This window comes from Aeromonas sp. OTU364 (genome assembly GCF_038440395.1).
Classification (GTDB): Bacteria; Pseudomonadota; Gammaproteobacteria; order Enterobacterales; family Aeromonadaceae; genus Aeromonas.
Window position 1 is genome coordinate 280,965 of record NZ_JASATR010000002.1, and the last position, 19,542, is coordinate 300,506.

The 19,542-nt window shown below is 64.5% G+C and carries 18 protein-coding genes and 1 pseudogene; 15 read left to right on the forward strand and 4 right to left on the reverse strand.

The window, feature by feature from the left end:
* Positions 1-22 precede the first annotated feature (22 nt).
* Complete coding sequence (locus tag AAHB08_RS04140; protein WP_342058182.1) at positions 23-445, forward strand: YybH family protein; 423 nt, start codon at positions 23-25, stop codon at positions 443-445.
* Between the two features lie 198 nt (positions 446-643).
* A complete protein-coding gene (locus AAHB08_RS04145) occupies positions 644-1,594 on the forward strand; it encodes an alpha-amylase family glycosyl hydrolase (RefSeq protein ID WP_342058183.1) in 951 nt (316 codons plus the stop codon).
* 483 nt (positions 1,595-2,077) lie between these two features.
* On the opposite strand, the gene AAHB08_RS04150 is transcribed toward AAHB08_RS04145, so the two are convergent.
* On the reverse strand, positions 2,078-4,099 hold the full coding sequence (locus AAHB08_RS04150) for a BCCT family transporter (RefSeq protein ID WP_342058184.1): 2,022 nt from the start codon (positions 4,097-4,099) through the stop codon (positions 2,078-2,080).
* 244 nt (positions 4,100-4,343) lie between these two features.
* Between AAHB08_RS04150 and AAHB08_RS04155 the strand changes: the two genes are divergently transcribed.
* From AAHB08_RS04155 to AAHB08_RS04195, 9 genes are all read left to right on the forward strand, one after another.
* Positions 4,344-4,703 (forward strand): hypothetical protein, encoded by a 360-nt coding sequence (locus AAHB08_RS04155; RefSeq protein ID WP_342058185.1) that lies wholly within the window; start codon positions 4,344-4,346, stop codon positions 4,701-4,703.
* A 353-nt stretch (positions 4,704-5,056) separates the two neighbouring features.
* Positions 5,057-5,320: a BufA1 family periplasmic bufferin-type metallophore gene (locus AAHB08_RS04160; protein ID WP_005328858.1), complete on the forward strand. Its 264-nt coding sequence runs from the start codon at positions 5,057-5,059 to the stop codon at positions 5,318-5,320.
* A gap of 61 nt (positions 5,321-5,381) precedes the next feature.
* A complete protein-coding gene (gene bufB / locus AAHB08_RS04165) occupies positions 5,382-6,224 on the forward strand; it encodes an MNIO family bufferin maturase (RefSeq protein ID WP_342058186.1) in 843 nt (280 codons plus the stop codon).
* Positions 6,217-6,969, forward strand: coding sequence for a DNA-binding domain-containing protein (locus AAHB08_RS04170; RefSeq protein ID WP_342058187.1), 753 nt, complete (start codon positions 6,217-6,219; stop codon positions 6,967-6,969). Before bufB ends, AAHB08_RS04170 begins: the two co-directional genes overlap by 8 nt.
* Positions 6,966-7,421, forward strand: coding sequence for a DoxX family protein (locus AAHB08_RS04175; protein ID WP_319913274.1), 456 nt, complete (start codon positions 6,966-6,968; stop codon positions 7,419-7,421). Before AAHB08_RS04170 ends, AAHB08_RS04175 begins: the two co-directional genes overlap by 4 nt.
* 62 nt (positions 7,422-7,483) lie before the next feature.
* Positions 7,484-7,948: a GNAT family N-acetyltransferase gene (locus AAHB08_RS04180; protein WP_342058188.1), complete on the forward strand. Its 465-nt coding sequence runs from the start codon at positions 7,484-7,486 to the stop codon at positions 7,946-7,948.
* 189 nt (positions 7,949-8,137) lie between these two features.
* The gene (locus tag AAHB08_RS04185; RefSeq protein WP_342058189.1) at positions 8,138-9,433 is read left to right on the forward strand and encodes a methyl-accepting chemotaxis protein; all 1,296 of its coding nucleotides are present in this window, start codon (positions 8,138-8,140) and stop codon (positions 9,431-9,433) included.
* 161 nt (positions 9,434-9,594) lie between these two features.
* Complete coding sequence (locus tag AAHB08_RS04190; protein ID WP_139439344.1) at positions 9,595-10,152, forward strand: DUF3332 domain-containing protein; 558 nt, start codon at positions 9,595-9,597, stop codon at positions 10,150-10,152.
* A gap of 89 nt (positions 10,153-10,241) precedes the next feature.
* A complete protein-coding gene (locus AAHB08_RS04195) occupies positions 10,242-11,615 on the forward strand; it encodes an HD-GYP domain-containing protein (protein ID WP_342058190.1) in 1,374 nt (457 codons plus the stop codon).
* Positions 11,616-11,686: 71 nt separating this feature from the next.
* On the opposite strand, the gene AAHB08_RS04200 is transcribed toward AAHB08_RS04195, so the two are convergent.
* The 3 genes and pseudogenes from AAHB08_RS04200 to mobA form a co-directional block, all read right to left on the reverse strand.
* On the reverse strand, positions 11,687-12,763 hold the full coding sequence (locus AAHB08_RS04200) for an FUSC family protein (RefSeq protein WP_342058191.1): 1,077 nt from the start codon (positions 12,761-12,763) through the stop codon (positions 11,687-11,689).
* Positions 12,764-13,086: 323 nt separating this feature from the next.
* Positions 13,087-13,575 (reverse strand): annotated as a pseudogene (gene mobB, locus AAHB08_RS04205) (molybdopterin-guanine dinucleotide biosynthesis protein B); the annotation flags it as partial.
* Positions 13,572-14,201: a molybdenum cofactor guanylyltransferase MobA gene (gene mobA / locus AAHB08_RS04210; RefSeq protein ID WP_342058192.1), complete on the reverse strand. Its 630-nt coding sequence runs from the start codon at positions 14,199-14,201 to the stop codon at positions 13,572-13,574. The gene mobA and the pseudogene mobB, both read right to left, overlap by 4 nt.
* Before the next feature lie 268 nt (positions 14,202-14,469).
* Here mobA and AAHB08_RS04215 point away from each other — a divergent pair, with 268 nt between their 5' ends.
* The 4 genes from AAHB08_RS04215 (at position 14,470) to AAHB08_RS04230 (ending at position 19,491) form a co-directional block, all read left to right on the forward strand.
* On the forward strand, positions 14,470-16,179 hold the full coding sequence (locus tag AAHB08_RS04215; protein WP_342058193.1) for an NAD-dependent malic enzyme: 1,710 nt from the start codon (positions 14,470-14,472) through the stop codon (positions 16,177-16,179).
* Positions 16,180-16,556: 377 nt separating this feature from the next.
* Positions 16,557-17,795: a uracil-xanthine permease family protein gene (locus AAHB08_RS04220; RefSeq protein WP_162519309.1), complete on the forward strand. Its 1,239-nt coding sequence runs from the start codon at positions 16,557-16,559 to the stop codon at positions 17,793-17,795.
* Between the two features lie 150 nt (positions 17,796-17,945).
* Complete coding sequence (locus AAHB08_RS04225) at positions 17,946-18,686, forward strand: dienelactone hydrolase family protein (RefSeq protein WP_202046801.1); 741 nt, start codon at positions 17,946-17,948, stop codon at positions 18,684-18,686.
* A 238-nt stretch (positions 18,687-18,924) separates the two neighbouring features.
* Positions 18,925-19,491: a lipid-binding SYLF domain-containing protein gene (locus AAHB08_RS04230; RefSeq protein ID WP_342058194.1), complete on the forward strand. Its 567-nt coding sequence runs from the start codon at positions 18,925-18,927 to the stop codon at positions 19,489-19,491.
* Positions 19,492-19,542: the final 51 nt, after the last annotated feature.

Here is a 19,542-nt window from a genome sequence, read left to right on the forward strand (position 1 = left end):
ACCCTGAAACAAGGAGCACGACATGAGCCAGCATCCCCTTCGCACCTTGATCGAGACCTGCGACGCCGCCATCTCCCGGCGCGACTTCGATGCCCTGATGGCCTTCTACGCCGAGGATGCCGCCCTGGTGGTCAAACCCGGCATGGTGGTGCGCGGCATTCCCGCCATCCGCCGCGCCTTCACCGCCATCTCCGATTACTTTGACGGCCGCCTTGAGGTGACCCAGGGTGCCATGGAGGTGATAGAGGGGGCCGACAACGCCCTGGTGATCATGGAGACCCGGCTGCGCTACCCGGGCGGCGAGGGCTGGATTGATGAAACCCGCCGCGCCACCTATGTGTTTCGCAAAGAGCTCGGCGGGCAGTGGCGCTGCACCATAGACAACTCCTACGGCGCATCCCTGCTGGCGGCGCAGCAGCCCGGCGATCGGCCTGCAAACGATTAGGGGGAAGTTGGGAGGGATAAGTTGGAGGAGGAGGGGTTAGTTGGGACACCCACATTTTTGACACTGACAAAGCTGTGTGTCCCAGATCCACTCCCAGATCCCTACCTCACTCGCGACGTGTAAGTCGGGACACCCACCTTTTTGACAGCGGTTTAGTCGTGTACTTGGCTTGAGAGGTTACAGCCCAGGGGGTGAGCCATGACCATTGCCCGTTCACGTCAAATCAGCCTGCAAGATACGCCTTACTACCATGTGGTCAGCCGCTGCGTGCGGCGAGCTTTTCTATGCGGGGAAGATGCCCATTCTGGTCAGAGTTACGAGCATCGTCGCCAATGGGTGGTCGACAAGCTGGGCCAACTGTCGCGACTGTTTGCCATCGGTATTTGTGCTTATGCGGTGATGAGCAACCACTATCACCTGGTGCTCAAAGTGGAGCCCGACACCGCAGCAAGTTGGAGCGAGCGGGAGGTGGCCGAACGTTGGGCGGCACTGTTCCAGTGGCCGCTATTGGTACGGCGCTGGTATCAGGGGGAATCCCTGATTGAGCCCGAGCGGACTGTGGTGCAACAACTGATAGGGCAGTGGCGGGAGCGGCTTCATTCCATCAGCTGGTTTGTGCGGCTGCTCAATGAAAATCTGGCACGGCAGGCGAATCGGGAAGATGGCTGCAAGGGCCATTTCTGGGAAGGACGCTTCAAGAGTCAGGCTCTGCTCACCGAGCCAGCCCTGTTGGCCTGCATGGCCTACGTTGACCTCAACCCGATACGGGCGGCATTGGCTGACCGACCTGAGGAGAGCGATTACACCAGCATCAAGCAACGCTTTGAGGGAGAGCAACCAGACGCGCCATTGCCACCTTTATTGCTGCCATTCGCAAGCCAAGCCCAACCGGAGGGCCTGCCTTATGCCTTTACCGATTATCTAATGCTGGTGGATTGGACAGGTCGCGCGATAAGAGCTGACAAGCGGGGCTATATCCCTGCTCACCTGGCTCCCATTCTGGCGCGATTGGGCCTTGATGGTGCCCGTTGGTTGAAACAAGTGACACTGTTCAGGCGCCAGGGCATCAGAGTGGTGGGTGACAAAGACCACTGCCAGCAGTTTGCCTGGCACTGCGGCCAGCGACGATGCCATCAGCCACCTTGTTAATCTGTTAGATCCCGTTTTACCCCCTTGGCATTTGTGTGGTGTCAGGCATTACCACGTCTGAACACGCGGCCCGCCAAATAAAAATCGCTTGCTTACCCGATCTCTAGCGGGTTCTTGGGGGGAGCTGTGTGTGATGAGAGAGATAGCCAGCCAGGTAATGGCTGGCTCAGAAAGGTGGGTGTCCCAAGTTTTCCAGCGGGCGGGGCCCGGATGGTGCTGTAGGCGCCGAATGACCAGCATATGCTCAAGCCTCATATGCAAACCAGCCAGAAAGTGACGCAACTATCAGGAAGATCTGCGTTTTTTGCGCCAGCTCAACAATTACAGCGTTGGGTATGGCAGAGGGGCGTGCCGTGGGTTTCCGTCAACTAGCCAGATGACGGCCAATAAAAATCCCCCTTGATGGGGGATTTTTATTGCTCGGGTTGGGCACCTGCTCGCCTGTCGGGCCAGGGCGTTACCCGTTTGCCCATAACTGCGCCATCAGGCCCCGGTTTCGGGCGGGGTATGCTCGGGGGCGCCGCTCAGCAGATCCTGCCCCTGGTCCTGGCTCAGCACCAAATAGCGCTCGTACTGGCGCAAGACGTCGGCGCTCAGCTCGTCCCGGGTCAGGTACTGGATGTCGTAACCGGCGCGGCCGTCGGCGAAGAAGGTGATGGGCTCGAAGATGCGGGCCTCGGGATCGTGGTTGTGGGTCGCCTCCAGGGGGTTGAAGGCGGGGGCGGGGCGGGCCTCGATGCGCACCCCGTAGCAGAAGTCCCGCCGTCCCTCCTGAGGCACCAGCAGGTGGCACTGATCCGCATCCTGCTCGACCCGGCTGGTGAGCCCGCGGGCCTCGAACTCCCGGCACAGGGCGGTCAGGGCAGGCAGGGCTGTCTCGTGCAGGAAGCGGTGGGCATCCGCCTCGGTGGAGGGGCTCAGCAGGTGATCCATGCGGGTGCGCCACTGCTTGCCGTTCCAAAAATCGGTGGCGGGTGAGAGGCGTCTGGCCGAGTGCTCCTTGTCCGCGATGAGGCCGCGCACCAGACCGAGGCAGAGCAGCACCATGATGAAGGCGAACGGCAGGGCGGCGATCAGCGTCATGGATTGCAGCGCCGCCAGCCCCCCCGTGCTCATCAGGGTACCCGCGGTGACACCGAGCAGCAGGGCCCAGAACAGGCGCTGCCAGATGGGGGAGCCCTCCTTGCCCTGGGTGGCGATGTTGTCGATGACGAAGGCCCCCGAGTCGGCGGAGGTGACGAAGAAGACGCTGATGAGGATCACCGCCAGCGCCGAGGTGATGTCGGCCCCCGGCAAGAGGTCAAAGAAGTTGAACAGCAGGGTGTCTATGTTGCCGACCGAGTCGATCAGGGTCTGGCCCCCTTCCTGCTGGCTGGCCCAGATGGCCGCGTTGCCGAACACCGTCATCCACAGCAGGTTGAAGGCGGTGGGCACGAACAAGACGCCCAGGATGAACTCGCGCAGGGTGCGCCCGCGGGAGATGCGGGCGATGAAGAGGCCGACGAAGGGGGACCAGGAGATCCACCAGGCCCAGTAGAGCAGGGTCCAGTTGCCAAACCAGCCCGCCTGGCGGGTCTCGCTGTAGGTGAAGGTGCGGAAGGTGAGCTGGCTCAAGGAGGAGACATAGTTGCCTATGTTCTCGGACAGGGCCCCCAGCAGGTACTGGGTGGGGCCGGCCACCAGCACGAACAGCAGCAGCACTATGGCGAGGAAGAGGTTCAGCTCGGAGAGGCGCTTGACCCCCTTGTCGAGCCCGGTGACAGCCGACAGACCGGCCAGGGCGATGACGACCCCGATGAGGCCAAAGCGGAACAGCTCCCCCGAGGTGTCCATCCCGGTGAGCCGGGTGATCCCTGCCGACAGTTGCAAGACCCCGTAACCCAGCGTGGTGGCGATGCCGAAGATGGTGCCCACCAGGGCGAAGACGTCCACCGCATGGCCGAGCGGCCCGTGGATCTTCTCCTTGAAGATGGGGTAGAGGCCCGAGCGTATGGTCAGGGGCAGGTTGTAGCGAAAGCCGAAGTAGGCCAGCACCAGGCCGACGATGGCGTAGATGGCCCAGGCGTGAAAGCCCCAGTGGAAGAAGGTGGTGACCATGGCCTCGCGGGCGGCAACCGGGGTCAGGGGGGTCGCCTGGGGCGGGGAGACGAAGTGGGTCATGGGCTCGCCCACCCCGAAATACATGAGCCCTATGCCCATGCCGGCGGCAAACAGCATGGCGAGCCAGGAGGTGAAGCTGAACTCGGGCCTGGCGTCGTCCGGCCCGAGCCGGATGTTGCCGTAGCTGCTGAAGGCCAGCACCAGCAGCAGGATCAGGAACATGCCGACCACCAGCACATAGAACCAGCTGAAGTGATCGGCTATCCAGCTCTGGCCGCTGCCGAAGAAGCGTGCGGCCGCCTCCGGCGCCAGGGAGCAGACGGCCAGCAGCCCCAGGATGAAGAGCAGACCCGGGATGAAGATGGGCAGTGACAGTGTGCATCTGGGGGGGCGAGGAGCGTTCATGGGGCACCTTTGGGTAGCGGGACTCAAGACACTATAGGGCCATTGTTCACAAAAGAGACTAAAAGAGCGGGCATTCTGGTCACGCCCCCCAGGTGCGCCCGCTCCCGCCTATGGCGGAACACAGGGGGGCGGCTTGGTTGTCTTCAAACGGGGCGACTATAGTGCAACCTGAAAGGAGAGGGGCGCTGAGCCTTGTCCCTTTGTCGCCAGAATCACAATCGAATCAACAACGAGGGTTTGCCAGATGAAATTCATTGCCATCCTGATGACGGTATTTTTGTTCGGTATGGGGACGGCCCACAGCGCGGCGCAGCAGGAGTGCGAGGCGCAGGCCGCAGCCAAAAAGCTGGCGGGCGCCGCCAAGACCAGCTTTGTGGGCAAGTGCGTCAAGGATGCCTCGGCCAGCACCAAGGCGAGCCAGTGCGAGAAGGCGGCCGCCGACAAGAAGCTGGCCGGGGCGGCCAAGAACAGCTTTATCCAGAAGTGCGTGAAGACGGACGCCGCCACCGACAAGATGGCTCAGTGCGAGAAGGCGGCCGCCGACAAGAAGCTCGCCGGGGCGGCCAAGAACAGCTTCGTGCAAAAGTGTGTCAAGACCACCTGAGACCGGGGGCAAGGGGTGAGCGAGCGCCTCGGGAAGGCGCTCGTCTGGGAAAAGAGAGGGGCCATGTGCCCCTCTCTTGTTGTGGTGGCTGTGGGGTGGCGGAGCAAGGGGGGCGTTATCCCGGCGTCCTTGGCAAGGCCTCCTTGATAAGGGATGGCCGGGCCGCCGCATATCCCCCATTTTTTGATTAAATTTATATTCACTAAAAAACAATATGTTATTGGCGTTTTGTTGGCTTTTTTTCAGGTTTTTTTCAATTTTTGGGAAATCTTTTCTCCCCTCGTCCGGTTCTATTGAACGTAACCGGATGAGATGCGCCGGAGACACCACTCACGACAATAAGGAATATGGACATGAACGTGAAAAAGAGTACTGCCATTGCCTCTGCCATGACGGGTCTGCTGGCCCTGGGTGCCCAGTTCATCGCCGCGCCTGTCATGGCGGCGGACGACAAGGAGAAGTGCTACGGCGTGGTCAAGGCGGGCAAGAACGATTGCGCCAGCAAGGGCGGCTCCTGCGCCGGTACCGCCAAGATGGATGCCCAGGGGGATGCCTTCGTGGTGGTGCCCAAGGGCCTGTGCGAGAAGCTCGCTGGCGGGTCGCTGCAACCCAAGTAAGCACTGTGCCATGATGTGGCGCCCGCCACATCATGGCCCTCATTTTTGAGAGAGCCCCGCCATGAGCCCCTTGATCGGTATAGGTTTACGCCCCCCCCACAATGACGAGATCCGCCAGACCCTGCCCGGGGTAGGCTGGCTCGAGGTGCACAGCGAAAACTACTTCGAGCGCCACGGCAAGGGCTTCGAGGTGCTGGCCGAACTCGCCGGGCACTACCCCGTCAGCCTGCACGGGGTCGGCATGTCCCTTGGCTCAGCCGACCCGCTCGACCCTGCGCACCTGCGCCAGCTGGCGGCCCTGGTGGCGGCCATCTCGCCGGTGCGGGTCTCCGAGCACCTGAGCTGGGGCAGCATAGGCGGGCGCTATTTCAACGATCTGCTGCCCATGCCCTACACCCGCGAGGCCCTCTCGCACATGAGCGACAAGATAGAGCGGGTGCAGCAGGCCCTGGGCCGGCAACTGCTTATCGAGAATCCCTCCTCCTACCTGCAGCTGCCCGGGGAGATGGGGGAGGCTGAGTTTCTGGCGGAGCTGGCGCGGCGCAGCGGCTGCGGCGTCCTGCTCGATCTCAACAACCTTTATGTCAGCAGCGTCAATCACGGCTTGGATTGCGCCGACTACCTGGCCACCATCGAGCTCGGGACGGTCGGGGAGATCCACCTGGCCGGGTTTACCGACAAGGAGTTGCCCCAGGGGCACCTCTATATCGACACCCACAGCGCCCCTGTGGCCGAGCCGGTGTGGGCGCTCTATCGGCAGGTCTGCGGGCTTAGCGCCATCCCCACCCTGATCGAGTGGGATCTGGAGATACCCCCCTTGCCTGTGCTGCTGGAAGAGGCCGGACGTGCCGACGCCATACTGAGCGCGGCGCAGCGAACCTCCCGGGAGGCCGCCCATGTCTGAGCTGGCCTCCCTGCAACGTTCCTTTGCGAGCGGTCTGCTCGGGGTGGATGACGCCATCCTCGCGCGCATCCAGCCGGGGCGCTTTGCCCCCGACGCCCTGCTGCAGATCTATCGCAACAACTTCATCCTCGGCCTCACCGAGGTGCTCGCCAGCAGCTATCCCGCGGTACGCGCCATGGTCGGCGAGACCTTCTTTGAGGCGGCGGCGCGAGGATTCGTGCTGGCCGAGCCCCTGGAGGAGGGGAGCGTCATGGACTACGGGGAGGGTTTTGGCGCCTGGCTCGAAGGCTTGCCCACCACCCGGGCTATGCCCTGGCTCGGGGAGCTGGCCCGCTTCGAGTGGCTGCTGGAGCGCGCCTCCCTGCTGGCGCCAGAGTCCAGGTGCTGGCCCGCCGAGCGGCTCGCCGCCCTTGCCCCGGCCCAGTGGGATCGGCTGGTGCTGCATCCCGCCTGCGATCTGCTGCTGCTTGAGAGCCGCCATCCGGTGCTGGCGCTCTGGCAGATGGCCCTGCACGGCGGGGAGACGGTCAGCGAGCTGGATACCCCCTGCTGGCTGGCCCTGAAAAAACGCCCCGGCCACAGGGTCGAGCCCATCCCCCTGGATGCCGCCGCCTGGCGCCTGCTGCAAGGCTGCCAGCAGGGCAGGCCGCTGGCCAGCCTGCTGGCCCGGGAGCCGGCCATGGCCGAACACCTGCCCCCCCTCATCACCCTCGATCTGCTGGTCGATCTGGAGCTTGCCCCATGACAACACAGACTCTCACCAAGCCGCTTGGCCTCTTTGCCGAGCGCATCCTGCCCTGGTGCAGCGGCGCCCTGCTGCTGCTGGCCAGGCTCTGGGTCGCCGCCGTCTTCCTGCGATCCGGCTGGCTCAAGTTCACGGCCTGGGACTCCACCCTCTACCTGTTCGAGTTCGAGTATCAGGTGCCCCTGCTGCCCTGGCAGTGGGCGGCCTACGTGGGCACCGCGACCGAGCTGCTGCTGCCGCTCTTCCTGCTGGCGGGCCTCTTCACCCGCCCGGTCGCCTTGCTGCTGTTTGGCTTCAACGCCATGGCGGTCATCTCCTATCCCACCCTGTGGGCGGGGGGCTTTCACGATCACCAGCTGTGGGGCTGGATGCTGCTGACCCTGGCGGTGTGGGGGGCTGGCCCCCTGTCGCTGGACAGCTGGCGCCTTGCAAAGGGGCGCAGCGGCCATTAACGTGGCTGCCAGATGAAGGGGCCTGCGGGCCCCTTCTTGTCATGTCCCCCAAGGAGATACAGATGATGGTTCGCGAGGCCCTGGCCGCCGACATTCCCGCCCTGGTGCATCTTCGCATGGCGCTCTTTTGCGAGGTGGGGGAGCTTGCCCGGCCCGATGAGGACCCCGCCCTCTGGCAGGCGACGTTGACCTATTTCACCCGGGCGCAGGAAGAGGGCTGCGCCCGCTCCTGGCTGGTGGAGGTCGATGGGGAGGCGGTGGCGTGCGGCACCCTGGCGCTCTTCGTGCGGCCCCCCTATCCGGGCAACCTGGCGGGACGCGAGGCCTATCTGCTCAACATGTATACCCGGCCGGCCTGGCGCAAGCGGGGCATGGCGAGCATCCTGCTCGATGCCATGGCGGCCCATGCCCGGGAACAGCGACTGGGCAAGCTGTGGCTGCACGCCAGCGATCAGGGGCGTCCGCTCTACGAGCGGCTCGGTTTTGTTTCCAACCCGGCCTGCCTGGAGTGGTGCCCGGCGCCCTGAGCGAGGCGCAGTGATCCTGAGTCGATTCTTTTACGTACTGGCGCTCTTGGCGGCGGCGTTGCTTTTCTCTACACTGCGCGCCCCGTGCTCCAAGGTCATCTGACCACTCATCTTGGGACTCGCGGGGCCGATACAGTCAGTGGGGGAGGCTGTGGTGCCGATCCGGATCGTCAACGAGGTAGGAGTGTCATGTTCAATCACAAACTCAAGGCGCAGTTGCAGGCCTGTCAGGCTCGGCTCGAGGAAGAGCAGGGCTTCGCCCAGGCGATCAAGGGCAGTGCCGCGACCATCATCTTCAGCCCGGACGGGGAGATCCTGGAGGTCAGCGAGCCCTTCCTGAGCCTGATGGGATATGGCGCGGGCGAGCTGCAGGGGCGCCACCACCGCCTGCTCTGCCCCGAGGGCTGGACCGGCTCCACCGACTATCAGCAGTTCTGGCGCCGCCTCGCCCAGGGGGAGGCGCAGTCCGGCACCTTCGAGCGGGTGAACAGGCAGGGGGAGACCCGCTGGCTGGAGGCGAGCTATTTCCCGGTGAAGACCCGGGGCAGGGTGACCCGGGTGGTGAAGCTGGCCAGCGATGTGACGGCCCGGCATCAGCGGCTGCAGCACCTGGAGGCGCTCTCCCAGGCGCTGGACCGCTCCCGGGCCATGATAGAGTTCACCCCGAGCGGCGAGATCATCGGCGCCAACGCCAACTTCCTGGACACCATGGGCTATCGCCTGAACGAGATTGCGGGCAAGCATCACAGGATCTTCTGCGATGAGGCCTTCCTGCGCGAGCAGCCCAGATTCTGGGAGGAGCTGGCCCGTGGCCAGTTCAAGTCCGGTCTCTTCATGCGCCACAACAGCCGGGGAGACGCCGTCTGGCTGGAGGCCACCTACAACCCGATCCGGGATCAGAGCGGCAAGGTGGTGAAGGTCGTCAAGTTCGCCAGCGACATCACGGCCCGCATCGAGCAGAACCACGCCACCCGGGAGGCGGCCCGCCTCGCCCACAGCACGGCGCAGGAGACCCTCTGCAGCGCCGAGGCCGGGGCCGAGCTGCTGCGCGCCGTGGTCGATACCTCTTCCCTCATCGCCGCCCAGGTGGATCAGGCCATCGCCCTCGTCGGCCAGCTCAACGAGCAGTCCAGGAGCATAGAGGCCATCGTCTCGACCATCAGCGCCATCGCCGATCAGACCAATCTGCTGGCCCTCAATGCGGCCATCGAGGCGGCGCGGGCGGGGGAGCAGGGACGGGGTTTTGCCGTGGTGGCCGACGAAGTACGCCAGCTGGCGGCCCGCACCTCCCTTTCCACCGCCGAGATAGCCAAGGTGGTGCAGAAGAACCGCGAGCTGACCGCTAGGGTGACCGACGACATGGCCGGGGTGGCGGGCAGCGCCGAACTCGGCAAGCAGCAAATCAGCGAGGTGGACAAGCTGATGAACGACATCCACCAGGAGGCGAGCCGGGTCTCCCAGACGGTCTCGGCACTCTCCATCTGAGCCGCCTGCGGTTGCGACACCCTCTGGCGAGATCGCCAAAAGAGTGAGCGAACGAGCCACCAAGCTGAACCCTGGCTGTACCACCCCGGCCTTGTGAATTGTGGCGCCCCGCCCCCTTGTTTAGGCTGCCGCCTCATTTTTCATTGAGCGGGTAGAGAACAATGGCAGTACGACACAAAGGCAGGGCCCTGGCCCTGCTGCTGGGGACGGTGGCGAGCATGGGGCTCGGCGGTTGCATGGGGCAGATGGGGCTCTCCTCCATGGTGACCAAGGGCAACCTCAGCGTGGTGGACAATCGCTACGGCCGTGCCGGTGTCTTCGTCCTGCTCTCCCCCGTCTATGGCCTGGCGGCGACGGCGGATCTGTTCGTGTTCAACACCATCGAATTCTGGTCTGGCAAGAACCCCATCACCGGCAAGTCTCCGGCCCTGGTGGATCACAAGGCCGACGCGGTGATCAAGGTCAACCAGCATCTGGATCCGGCCCTCAACAAGGTGCCGCTCGCCATGCTGCCGCAAGGGGTGCGCGAGGTGAAGGTGAGCTACCCGGACGAGCGCACGGCCCAGATGGAGATCCACTACATCGACGGCCATCGCGACATGATGCGCGGGGAGATGCGCGGCGAGCTGCTGGACATCTACCTGGACGACAAGCTGGTCTCGACCCTGACCCGCAAGCAGCTGGACGAAAAGGCAGGCGCAGGCAAGGTGGAGGTGTAACTTCTTCAGAAAGCCGATCTTTTTCCATCTGAAAAGGGTATAAACAAGCGGCTGGCAAGATCGCCATTATGTCTAAGGGAGAGCAGGCTATGGCGGTGACCGGATTGCGGTTGGCTGAATTGATTGGTTCCCTCAGTCATGCCCTGGACATGACCGAGGGTCAACCACGAGGACACTGCATCCGCTGCTGCTGGATAGGTGCCCGTCTGGGGGAGCGGCTGGGACTGGATGCCCGGCAGCGCCACGACCTCTATTACACCCTGCTGCTCAAGGATCTGGGGTGCAGCAGCAATGCCGCCCGCATCTGCGAGCTCTATCTCACCGACGATCTTCACTTCAAGCGCGACTTCAAGCTGGTGGATGGCTCCCTCTCCGAGGTGGTCAACTTCGTGCTGGGTCACACCGGCTTGCAGGCGGATCTGCTCGGCCGTTTTCGTAGCCTGTTCCACATCTTTCGCAACGGCGATCAGATAGCCAACGAGCTGATCCAGACTCGCTGTCACCGGGGGGCGGACATCGCTCGCCAGCTGCGCTTCAGTGACGCGGTGGCCAACGGCATCCTCTCCCTCGATGAACACTGGAATGGCAAGGGGCGGCCGCTGCAACTGGCGGGGGAGGCGATCCCGCTCTTCTCCCGCATCGCCCTGCTCTGTCAGGTGGTGGATGTGTTTCATGCCGCCGCAGGGCCGGATGCGGCGCTCAGGGAGCTGCGCGAGCGCAGCGGCAGCTGGTTTGATCCCGCCCTGGTCGCCGAGTTTGACGCGCTGGCCGACGAGGCGTTCTGGCAGGGGCTGGTGGATCCCAGGCTGACCGAGTGGGTCTTCGACCACCCTGCCGGTCAGGGGGAGGTGGCACTCGATGAGGATTATCTGGACGAAATCGCCGCGGCCTTCGGTCAGGTGGTGGACTCCAAGAGCCCCTATACCGCGGGCCACAGCGGCAGGGTGGCGCTCTACACCGACATTCTCGCCGCCCAGATGGGCTTGTCTGCATCAAGACGGCGCTGGCTCAAGCGGGGGGCCCTGCTTCACGACGTGGGCAAGCTCGGGGTGAGCAACGCCATCCTCGACAAGCCGGGCAAGCTCGATGGGCAGGAGTGGGCGGCGGTGCAGCTGCATGCCGCCTATACCGAGGAGATCCTGAGCCGCATCGGCGCCTTCGAGGAGCTGGCCCAGGTGGCCGGTGCCCACCATGAGCGGCTGGACGGCAAGGGCTACCCCAAGGGACTCAAGGGGGCGGAGATCTCCCTTGAGACGCGCATCATCACTACCGCCGACATCTTCGACGCCATCACCGCCAAGCGCCCCTACCGGGACGCCATCCCTGTGCCCCAGGCGCTGGAGATGATGGCCGAGCATCTGGGCAGCGCCATCGATCCCGACTGTTTCGCCGCCCTGAAGGCGGGGATCCGGGACTTCTCCCTCTACCTCACGCCGGAACAGCCCCTGGCGCAGGCCGGTTAAGGCCGACGGCGCCGTCATGGCCCGAGTGGCCGGAGACCAAAGACAGAACGCCCCCATTGCGGGGCGTTCTGTTAGTCCGGCTTGCTGCCCTGACTGCGGGGCGGGTTCATCACCAGTCCCAGCAGGCGGTGGAGGTGGGCTATCTGTTCGGTGAGCTGCAGGTTGAGCCAGAGGTAGCCGCTGATGGTGGCCTCGTCGTCGGCCCCCGGGCGCACCTCGGCCTGCACCTCGGCGGCGGCCGCCTGCAATCGGGCGATGGCCTGCTCGGCGGCGCTGCTGTCGCCGCTCTTGAGCATGAGGGCGAGCTGGATGATCACCGCCTCCGTGGCCTGCTGGCAGGCGCGCAGGCCGGGGTGGCTCTGCATCAGGAAGTGGCTCTGGCGATCCCGCCAGTAGGTGTTGGCCAGCATCTCCAGGGTGCAGAAGGTGTTGCGCATCGTGGTCTGGACGGCCTCGAACAGTGAGCTGTTGAGACGGGTCTCCTTGACGGCGGGCGCCAGCAGGGGGCGCAGGCTGACTATCTTGGTGAGCAGGCGGGCGTGGCTTTGGGCCAGCCTGGGGCGCTCCAGGATATTGGGGGAGAGGTGGGTGTGATAGATCCGTTGCGCCTGCTGCAGGCTGTCATGCATCTGCAGCCGCCAGTGGGTATAGGCCCGCTGGGGGTAGATGCTGCAAAACAGCAGGGCCAGCATGGATCCCAGGATGACGTCGCCGCTGCGCCAGAGCGCCGTCTCTATGTCTCCCGGCACCCCGCCGACTATGACCCCCAGGGTGATGCCGATGAGCAGCCCCACATAGGGGCGCTTGCCGAGCGCCAGGTAGCCGCACAGGAACATGATGGCGCTGCACCAGACCAGCATCAGGGGCTGGGAGTAGAGCTCCAGATAGAGGGCCACCACCCCGCAGGCGGCACCGAAGATGGTGCCGACCACCCGTTGCAGCGCCCGGGAGAGCACGTTGCCCCAGAACGAGATGGGACCCATCACCACCACCAGGGTGATGAGAGGCCAGGTGCTCTCCGGCAGCTTGAGCTCCCGGGTCAGCAGGAAGGTGAGGGTGAAGGCCAGGGCGATGCGCAGGCCGTGGACCAGGCGGTAGCGACCATAGATCAGCAGATCGAATCGGGAGAGCGGCGTGTTCAGGCGCAAGGGAGTCGTCTCATGTCAGGTTGATCATCTCGTGTTGCCGTGCTGGCGGACGCTCGCCATCACGGCAAGAGGCGGATCCGGACCCGTTCACCTTGGGTGATGGCCGATCGGGCTGGGCATTCGATCACGCAGTTGGCCAAGGGCAGGGCAGAGGGCATGAAAGCACTTGCCGGGCGCACCTGCAAGCAGCCGTTGGCATCCTGGCTGAGGTGGCCGGGCAGGCAAGCCTCCCCCGCCGGATTGGGCATGGCCTCCAGGGCCAGGGCGAGCAGCTGCAGCGGCGGCAAGGTGGGCTGGCTGCTGGCATCCCGGGGCAGCCGGGCGCAGATGAAGTCTGCGATGGCGTCCAGGGCCTCGAAACGAAACTGGGGCAGGGTCGTTGCCTCGGGCGCATCGCTGATGAGCGCCACTATGTCCGGGTCCTCCGGGAGCAGCAGGGGCCTGCCGAGGGCGCGGCGATGGAGCTCTATCTTGGGAAAATGGTGATGCTTGAACCCCTCGACCAGCAGCAGATCGAGCTGCGCCCAGTCGAAGCGGGCCAGCAGCGCCTCCAGGGAGGGCTCTTGCTCCCGGGTCTCGCAGATCAGGGCGTGGCGCAGGGAGGAGGCCGCCATCACCTGGCGGGCACCGGCCTGGCGCAGGCGATGGCTGTCCTTGCCCGGCTTGTCCATGTCGAAGTGGTGATGGGTATGCTTGAGCACCCCGAGCCGCAGGCCGCGCTGGCCGAGCAGGGGAATGAGGCGCTCCAGCAGGGTGGTCTTGCCGGTGCCGCTCCAGGCGACGAAGCCGAGCAGGGGCCCTGGGGCGTTCATGGTCGCACACCCCCCGCCAGCGGCTCCTGATGCGGCAGGCTCGCCTCGTAGGCGGCGAGCTCGGCCGGGCTGTTGAGGTTGACGAAGGCATCGGGCTGGTCGGCAAAGGGCACCACCGTCATCCGGTGGCGGGCAAACCAGGCCCCGGTCTTGCGTTCTCCCTCTGCCAGGGCCAGTTGCAGTGAGGGGAGCAGGGCGCGATGGAGCAGGGCGACCACGGGTTGCAGGTGCTGGCCGTCGTGGGCCACCACCAGCTCGCTCTGCGCCGTCATGGCGGCGCGAAAGCGGGCCATCAGATCCCGGGGCAGGGCGGGGCCGTCGCAGGGCACGAACAGCACCCAGTCGTGGCGGGCGGCGGCCAGGCCAGCCTGCATGCCAGCGAGCGGCCCCTGGAAGTCGGCCTGCGCGTCGCCGATGACGGGGGCTAGCGCCCGGTAGCGCTCCTCGCTGCGGTTGGCGTTGATCAGCACCTCGTCCACCTGGGGGCGCAGACGCTCCAGCACATGGACTATCAGGGGCTTGCCCGCCAGGGGCACCCAGCCCTTGTCGTCGCCCCCCATGCGGGTGGCACGGCCGCCGGCCAGGATCACGGCGGAGACGGGGAAGGGGAGGTCGCTGCGGCTCATGGGGCTCCAGGGGTCTGTGAGGTGATATGTCGCGTGTTCAGCGTCTGCTCTGGCAAAGGCGCTGGCGGCATCGAATGTCTGCCGATCTTGCGCCAAGCGCCCCGCCGGGGCAAGCCCGGCGGCCATGAGTCCGGCAGGAGAGGGGGCTTTGGCCGCAGGGTATGCCCAAGCTCACAAAACCGAATCCCCAAACATCATATGATCCCCTGCAATCTGAGTCTTGCTCTCCTGCCGAATGGCAACTTCATGTAAATCAAAGAGAATGACTATGGCTACCGGACAATATCTGCTGTGGAAAGACGCACAGGGAGAGGACTTTCGCCCCGTTGCACTGACAGGCACCGATCTGCTCAACGATCGCAATCTCAACAAGGGCACCGCCTTCACCGAACAGGAGCGGGCCGACTTCGAGCTCGACGGCCTCTTGCCGCCCCAGGTGCAGACCTTCGAAGCCCAGCTGGAACGGGTCTATCAGGGCTTCCTGAGCGCCTGCAGCGACATCGAGAAGTACCAGAACCTGCGGGCCCTGCAGGATCGCAACGAGACCCTGTTCTACGCCCTGCTGTCGCGCCACGTGGAGGAGATGACTCCCTACATCTATACCCCGACCGTGGGCAAGGCGTGCCAGGAGTTCAGCCACCGCTTCCAGAAGCCCCGCGGCCTCTACATCACCCCGAAGAACGTCGATGACATGGGCTCCCTCGCCCGCCACATGGACGCCAAGGCGGTGCGCATCATCGTCGTCACCGACAGCCAGGGGATCCTCGGCATCGGCGATCAGGGGGTGGGGGGCATGGGCATCCCCATCGGCAAGCTCTCCCTCTATACCCTGGGGGCCGGCATCCACCCCGCCTGCTGCCTGCCCATAGCGCTGGATGTGGGCACCGACAACCAGGCGCTGCTGGACGACCCCATGTACCTGGGTCAGCCCCATCGCCGCATTCGCGGCAAGGAGTACGACGACTTCATCGACAAGTTCGTGGCCGGGGTCAAGCGCCACTTCCCCAACGCCGTGTTGCAGTGGGAGGACTTCAGCAAGTCCAACGCCTTCAACAATCTGTCGCGCTACCAGCAGACGCTGCCCTCGTTCAACGACGACATCCAGGGCACAGGGGCCGTGGTGCTGGCGGGCATCATAGGCGCCGTCAAGTCCAAGGGCGAGACCCTGGGCCAGCAGCACTACCTGGTCTATGGGGCCGGGGCCGGCGGGGTCGGGGTGGCGGATCAGATCTGCGCGGGGATGATCCGCGAGGGGCTGGACCCGCAGGCGGCGCGAGATCGCATCTACATCCTGGATACCCAGGGGCTGGTGTGCGACAACCGCGAGGGGCTGGATGAATACAAGCGCCGCTACGCCAAGCCGGGCCTGCTGCTGACCCAGTGGGATCTGCAGGGCAAGGCGGGGCTGACCGAGGTGCTGCGTCACGTGCCCATCAGCGTGCTGCTCGGCACCAGCGGGGCCGGTGGCGCCTTCCAGGAGGAGCATATCCAGCTGATGCTGGCCCACTGCGAGCGCCCCATGGTGTTCCCCCTCTCCAACCCCACCGCCAACTGCGAGGCGCTGCCGGAAGACATCTTCCGCTGGAGCCAGGGCCGCGCCATCGTCGCCACCGGCAGCCCGTTCAAGGACGTGCACCATGAGGGCCAGACGTTCCGGATCGGCCAGGGCAACAACGTCTTCATCTTCCCCGGTGTGGGGCTGGCCGCCATCGTCAGCCAGATCCGCGAGATAAGCCCGGATATCTTCACCACGGCGGCCTTCGCGCTGGCGGAGTGCGTGGATGAGGCGGATCTCGCCCGGGGCACCGTCTACCCGAGGATCAGCGAGCTGCGCAACATCTCGGTACACGTGGCGACTGCGGTGCTCAAGGACATAGTGCGCCGGGACCCCTCCCATCCGCTGATTGGCCAGGATCTGCAGCAGCACATCCTGAGCCACATGTGGGAGCCTGTCTATCTGCCCTATCGCCGGGTCTGACACGGGACGGGAATCGCGACGGGGTGGCACTGCCACCCCGTTTTTTTTGTTCCCGGCCACTACAGGGGCGAGGGGCGGCGGATGCCACCCTTTTTCGAACCTGCTCCCGCAGCAGGCGATGGATGGCGGCCCGGGCTGAAAGCCTTGTCATCACATTCGGCCAGAAAAACGATTGGCGTCGGCCACAAAAGTGCGTAAAATCGCATACTCGATGCTTGTAGCAACGAATCCCGCCTAAAAAGCCAGTTTCATGCCCTCCCCAAGCAGTGAAAGGTAACAAATGACGCCAAATGGCGCATCTCATGCCTTGAAAAAGTCTTGTGATGACTGAAAAGTGTCAATTATCCCTGTCAGTTATCAAAAAATTAAGGATACCCATGTTTTCCTTGGTCAAGCAAAGCGTCGCCGGGTTGCAAATTCTGTTTGTCGCCTTTGGTGCCATGGTTCTGGTGCCCCTGCTCACCGGATTGAACCCCTCCATGGCCCTGCTTGGCGCCGGTGTAGGCACCCTGCTGTTCCAGCTCTGCACCCGTCGCCAGGTCCCGATCTTCCTCGGCTCCAGCTTCGCCTTCATCGCCCCCATCATCTATGCCACCCAGACCTGGGGCCTGCCCTCCACCATGTTCGGTCTGTTTGCCGCCGGCTTCATGTACTTCATCCTGGCGGCCATCATTCGCGTGCGCGGCATGGGTCTGGTGCACAAGCTGCTGCCCCCTGTGGTGATTGGTCCGGTGATCATGGTGATCGGCCTGTCGGTGGCCCAGGTGGCCTGCAACATGGCCATGGGCCGTGCCGGGGCCGAGCAGGTGGTGGCCCCTGCCACCGCGCTGACCCTGGCGGGGATCTCGCTTGCGGTGACCCTGATTGCGGCCGTGTTCTGCAAGGGCTGGATCAAGCTCATCCCCATCCTCTCCGGCGTCATCGCCGGTTATGTGGCCGCCGTGCTGATGGGCCAGGTGAGCTTCGATGGCATGATCAATGCCCCCTGGCTGGCGCTGCCCCACTTCGAGACCCCGGAGATCAACTGGGCCGCGGCCCTCTTCATGCTGCCGGTGGCCATCGCCCCCTGTATCGAGCACATCGGTGGCGTGCTGGCCATCGGCGGCGTGACCGGCAAGGACTACACCAAGGATCCTGGCCTGCACCGCACCCTGGCCGGTGACGGCATCGGCGTCTGCTTCGCCGGTTTCATCGGTGGTCCCCCCGTCACCACCTATGCGGAAGTGACCGGTGCCGTGATGATCACCCGCAACTTCAACCCGGTCACCATGACCTGGGCCGCCGTGTTCGCCATCATTCTGGCCTTCTTCGGCAAGTTCAACGCCCTGCTCACCTCCATCCCCATGCCGGTGATGGGCGGCATCATGCTGCTGCTGTTCGGATCCATCGCCGCCATCGGTCTCAAGACCCTGGTGGAGTCCAAGGTGGATCTGGGGCTAGCTCGCAACATCGCCATCGTCGCCGTGACCCTGACAGTGGGGGTGGGCGCACTGGAGATGAAGATAGGTGACTTCGCCCTGGCGGGCGTGGGTCTGGCCTCGGTGGCCGCGATTCTGCTGAACCTCATCCTGCCCCAGCACTCCGAAGAGGGTGCCATGGAGTCGGCCAAGGACTGATACTGATCCTGGACGCACCATGCCGATGACAAGAGGCCACCCCTGGGTGGCCTCTTGCTTTTGTGGCCTCCCACCGCGAGCGCCTTTACCCATCGGGGGTCGGCCTGGCGACTACAATCAGGGGCGTTGTTCACAGTCAAGGAGACGAACATGAAGACGAGATGGATCCTGGCCCTGCTGGGGATTATCTGGGGGGGCGCGGCCCAGGCCGGTGCGGTGCGCTACCAGGTCGACGGTCAGCCCTTCGAAGGCTATTACCTGGCCGCCGCCGACAAGCAGGCGCCTTTGGTGGTGCTGGTGCACGACTGGGACGGGTTGACGGACTACGAGGTGAAGCGGGCCGAGATGCTGGTGGCCCTCGGTTACAGCGTGTTCGCGGTGGACTTGTTCGGAGCAGGCGTCAGGCCAACCGCCGTGGAAGAGCGCAAGCGCCTCACCGGGGCGCTCTATCAGGACAGGGCCAGGATGCGCAAGCTGTTGCAGGCAGGACTCGCCGAGGCGGGCAGGCAGGGTGGCCGCCTCGACAATGCGGTGGCGATGGGCTACTGCTTTGGCGGCGCCGCCGTGCTGGAGCTGGCCCGCAGCGGCGCCAGCCTCAAGGGGATCGTCAGCGTGCACGGGGGGCTGGAGACCCCGGCCGGTCAGAACTACGAGCAGACCAGGGCCAGCCTGCTGATCCAGCATGGCAGCGCGGATCAGGCAGTCTCTCTTGGCCAGTTCGCGGCCCTCATCACCGAGCTGGAGAGCGCCGGGGTGAAGCACGAGGCGACCAGCTACAGCGGCGCCCCCCATGCCTTCAGCGTCTTTGGCTCGGACAATTACCGCGCCGATGCCGATGCCAAGTCCTGGCGGCGCTTCACCGAGTTTCTCGGCGAGGTGACCAAGGGGTAGGGCAGACTTTGGCGGCGCAGCGGGATCTTGCCACCGAAAGCCACGAGTGGCGGGGCCCCACTGCTTGCCGGGTCAGCAGAAGTTCAGTGGCGCTGGTTATACTGACGCGAAGAGGGGCTTGTATCTGGCCAGCGCCCCGGGGTACCGGAGCTGATAGCGGGTCGGATGGCCTCTGATCCGGTTCCGGATCGGGAGGCCCCCTCAGCCCCCCGCACATGAGACACGAAGGAGTAATGACATGCGTCTATGGATTCATATACTGGCCGTTCTGCTGCTGGTTGGCTGTGCCAAGGGGGATACCCCCGCCGAGCAACGCAACCACATTCAGCAGATGCGCCAGCAGACTCTCTCCACCCTGTATGCTCAGGATGGGAGCACCAGACAGGAGGTGGCAAGATCCAAGGGTTATGCCGTCTTCACCAATGTGAACAACAACCTGCTGGTACTGAGTGCCGGCAGTGGCTATGGGGTGCTTCGCGACAACCGCACCGGTCGCGACACCTACATGAAGATGGCAACCGCCGGCATGGGGATCGGCATGGGGATCAAGAAATTCCAGGCCGTGATCATCTTCAACGATGCCGCCGCCCTGGACAGATTCATCACCACAGGGTTCGATGCCAGCGCCCAGGCGGATCTGGCCGCCAAGTCGGCGGACGATGGCAAGGTGGTGGTCAGCGAGGCGGCCAATGCCGACTTCCAGAAGGTGAAGATGTACCAGCTCACCGAACAGGGGCTGGCGGCGCAGGCCACCATGCAGGGTTACAAGTACTGGCCGGACGATGAGCTCAACGGCAGCAGATAAGGCCCAGACACAAGTGTTCACTGCGCGGCGCTCATCAGAGCGCCGCGCGCA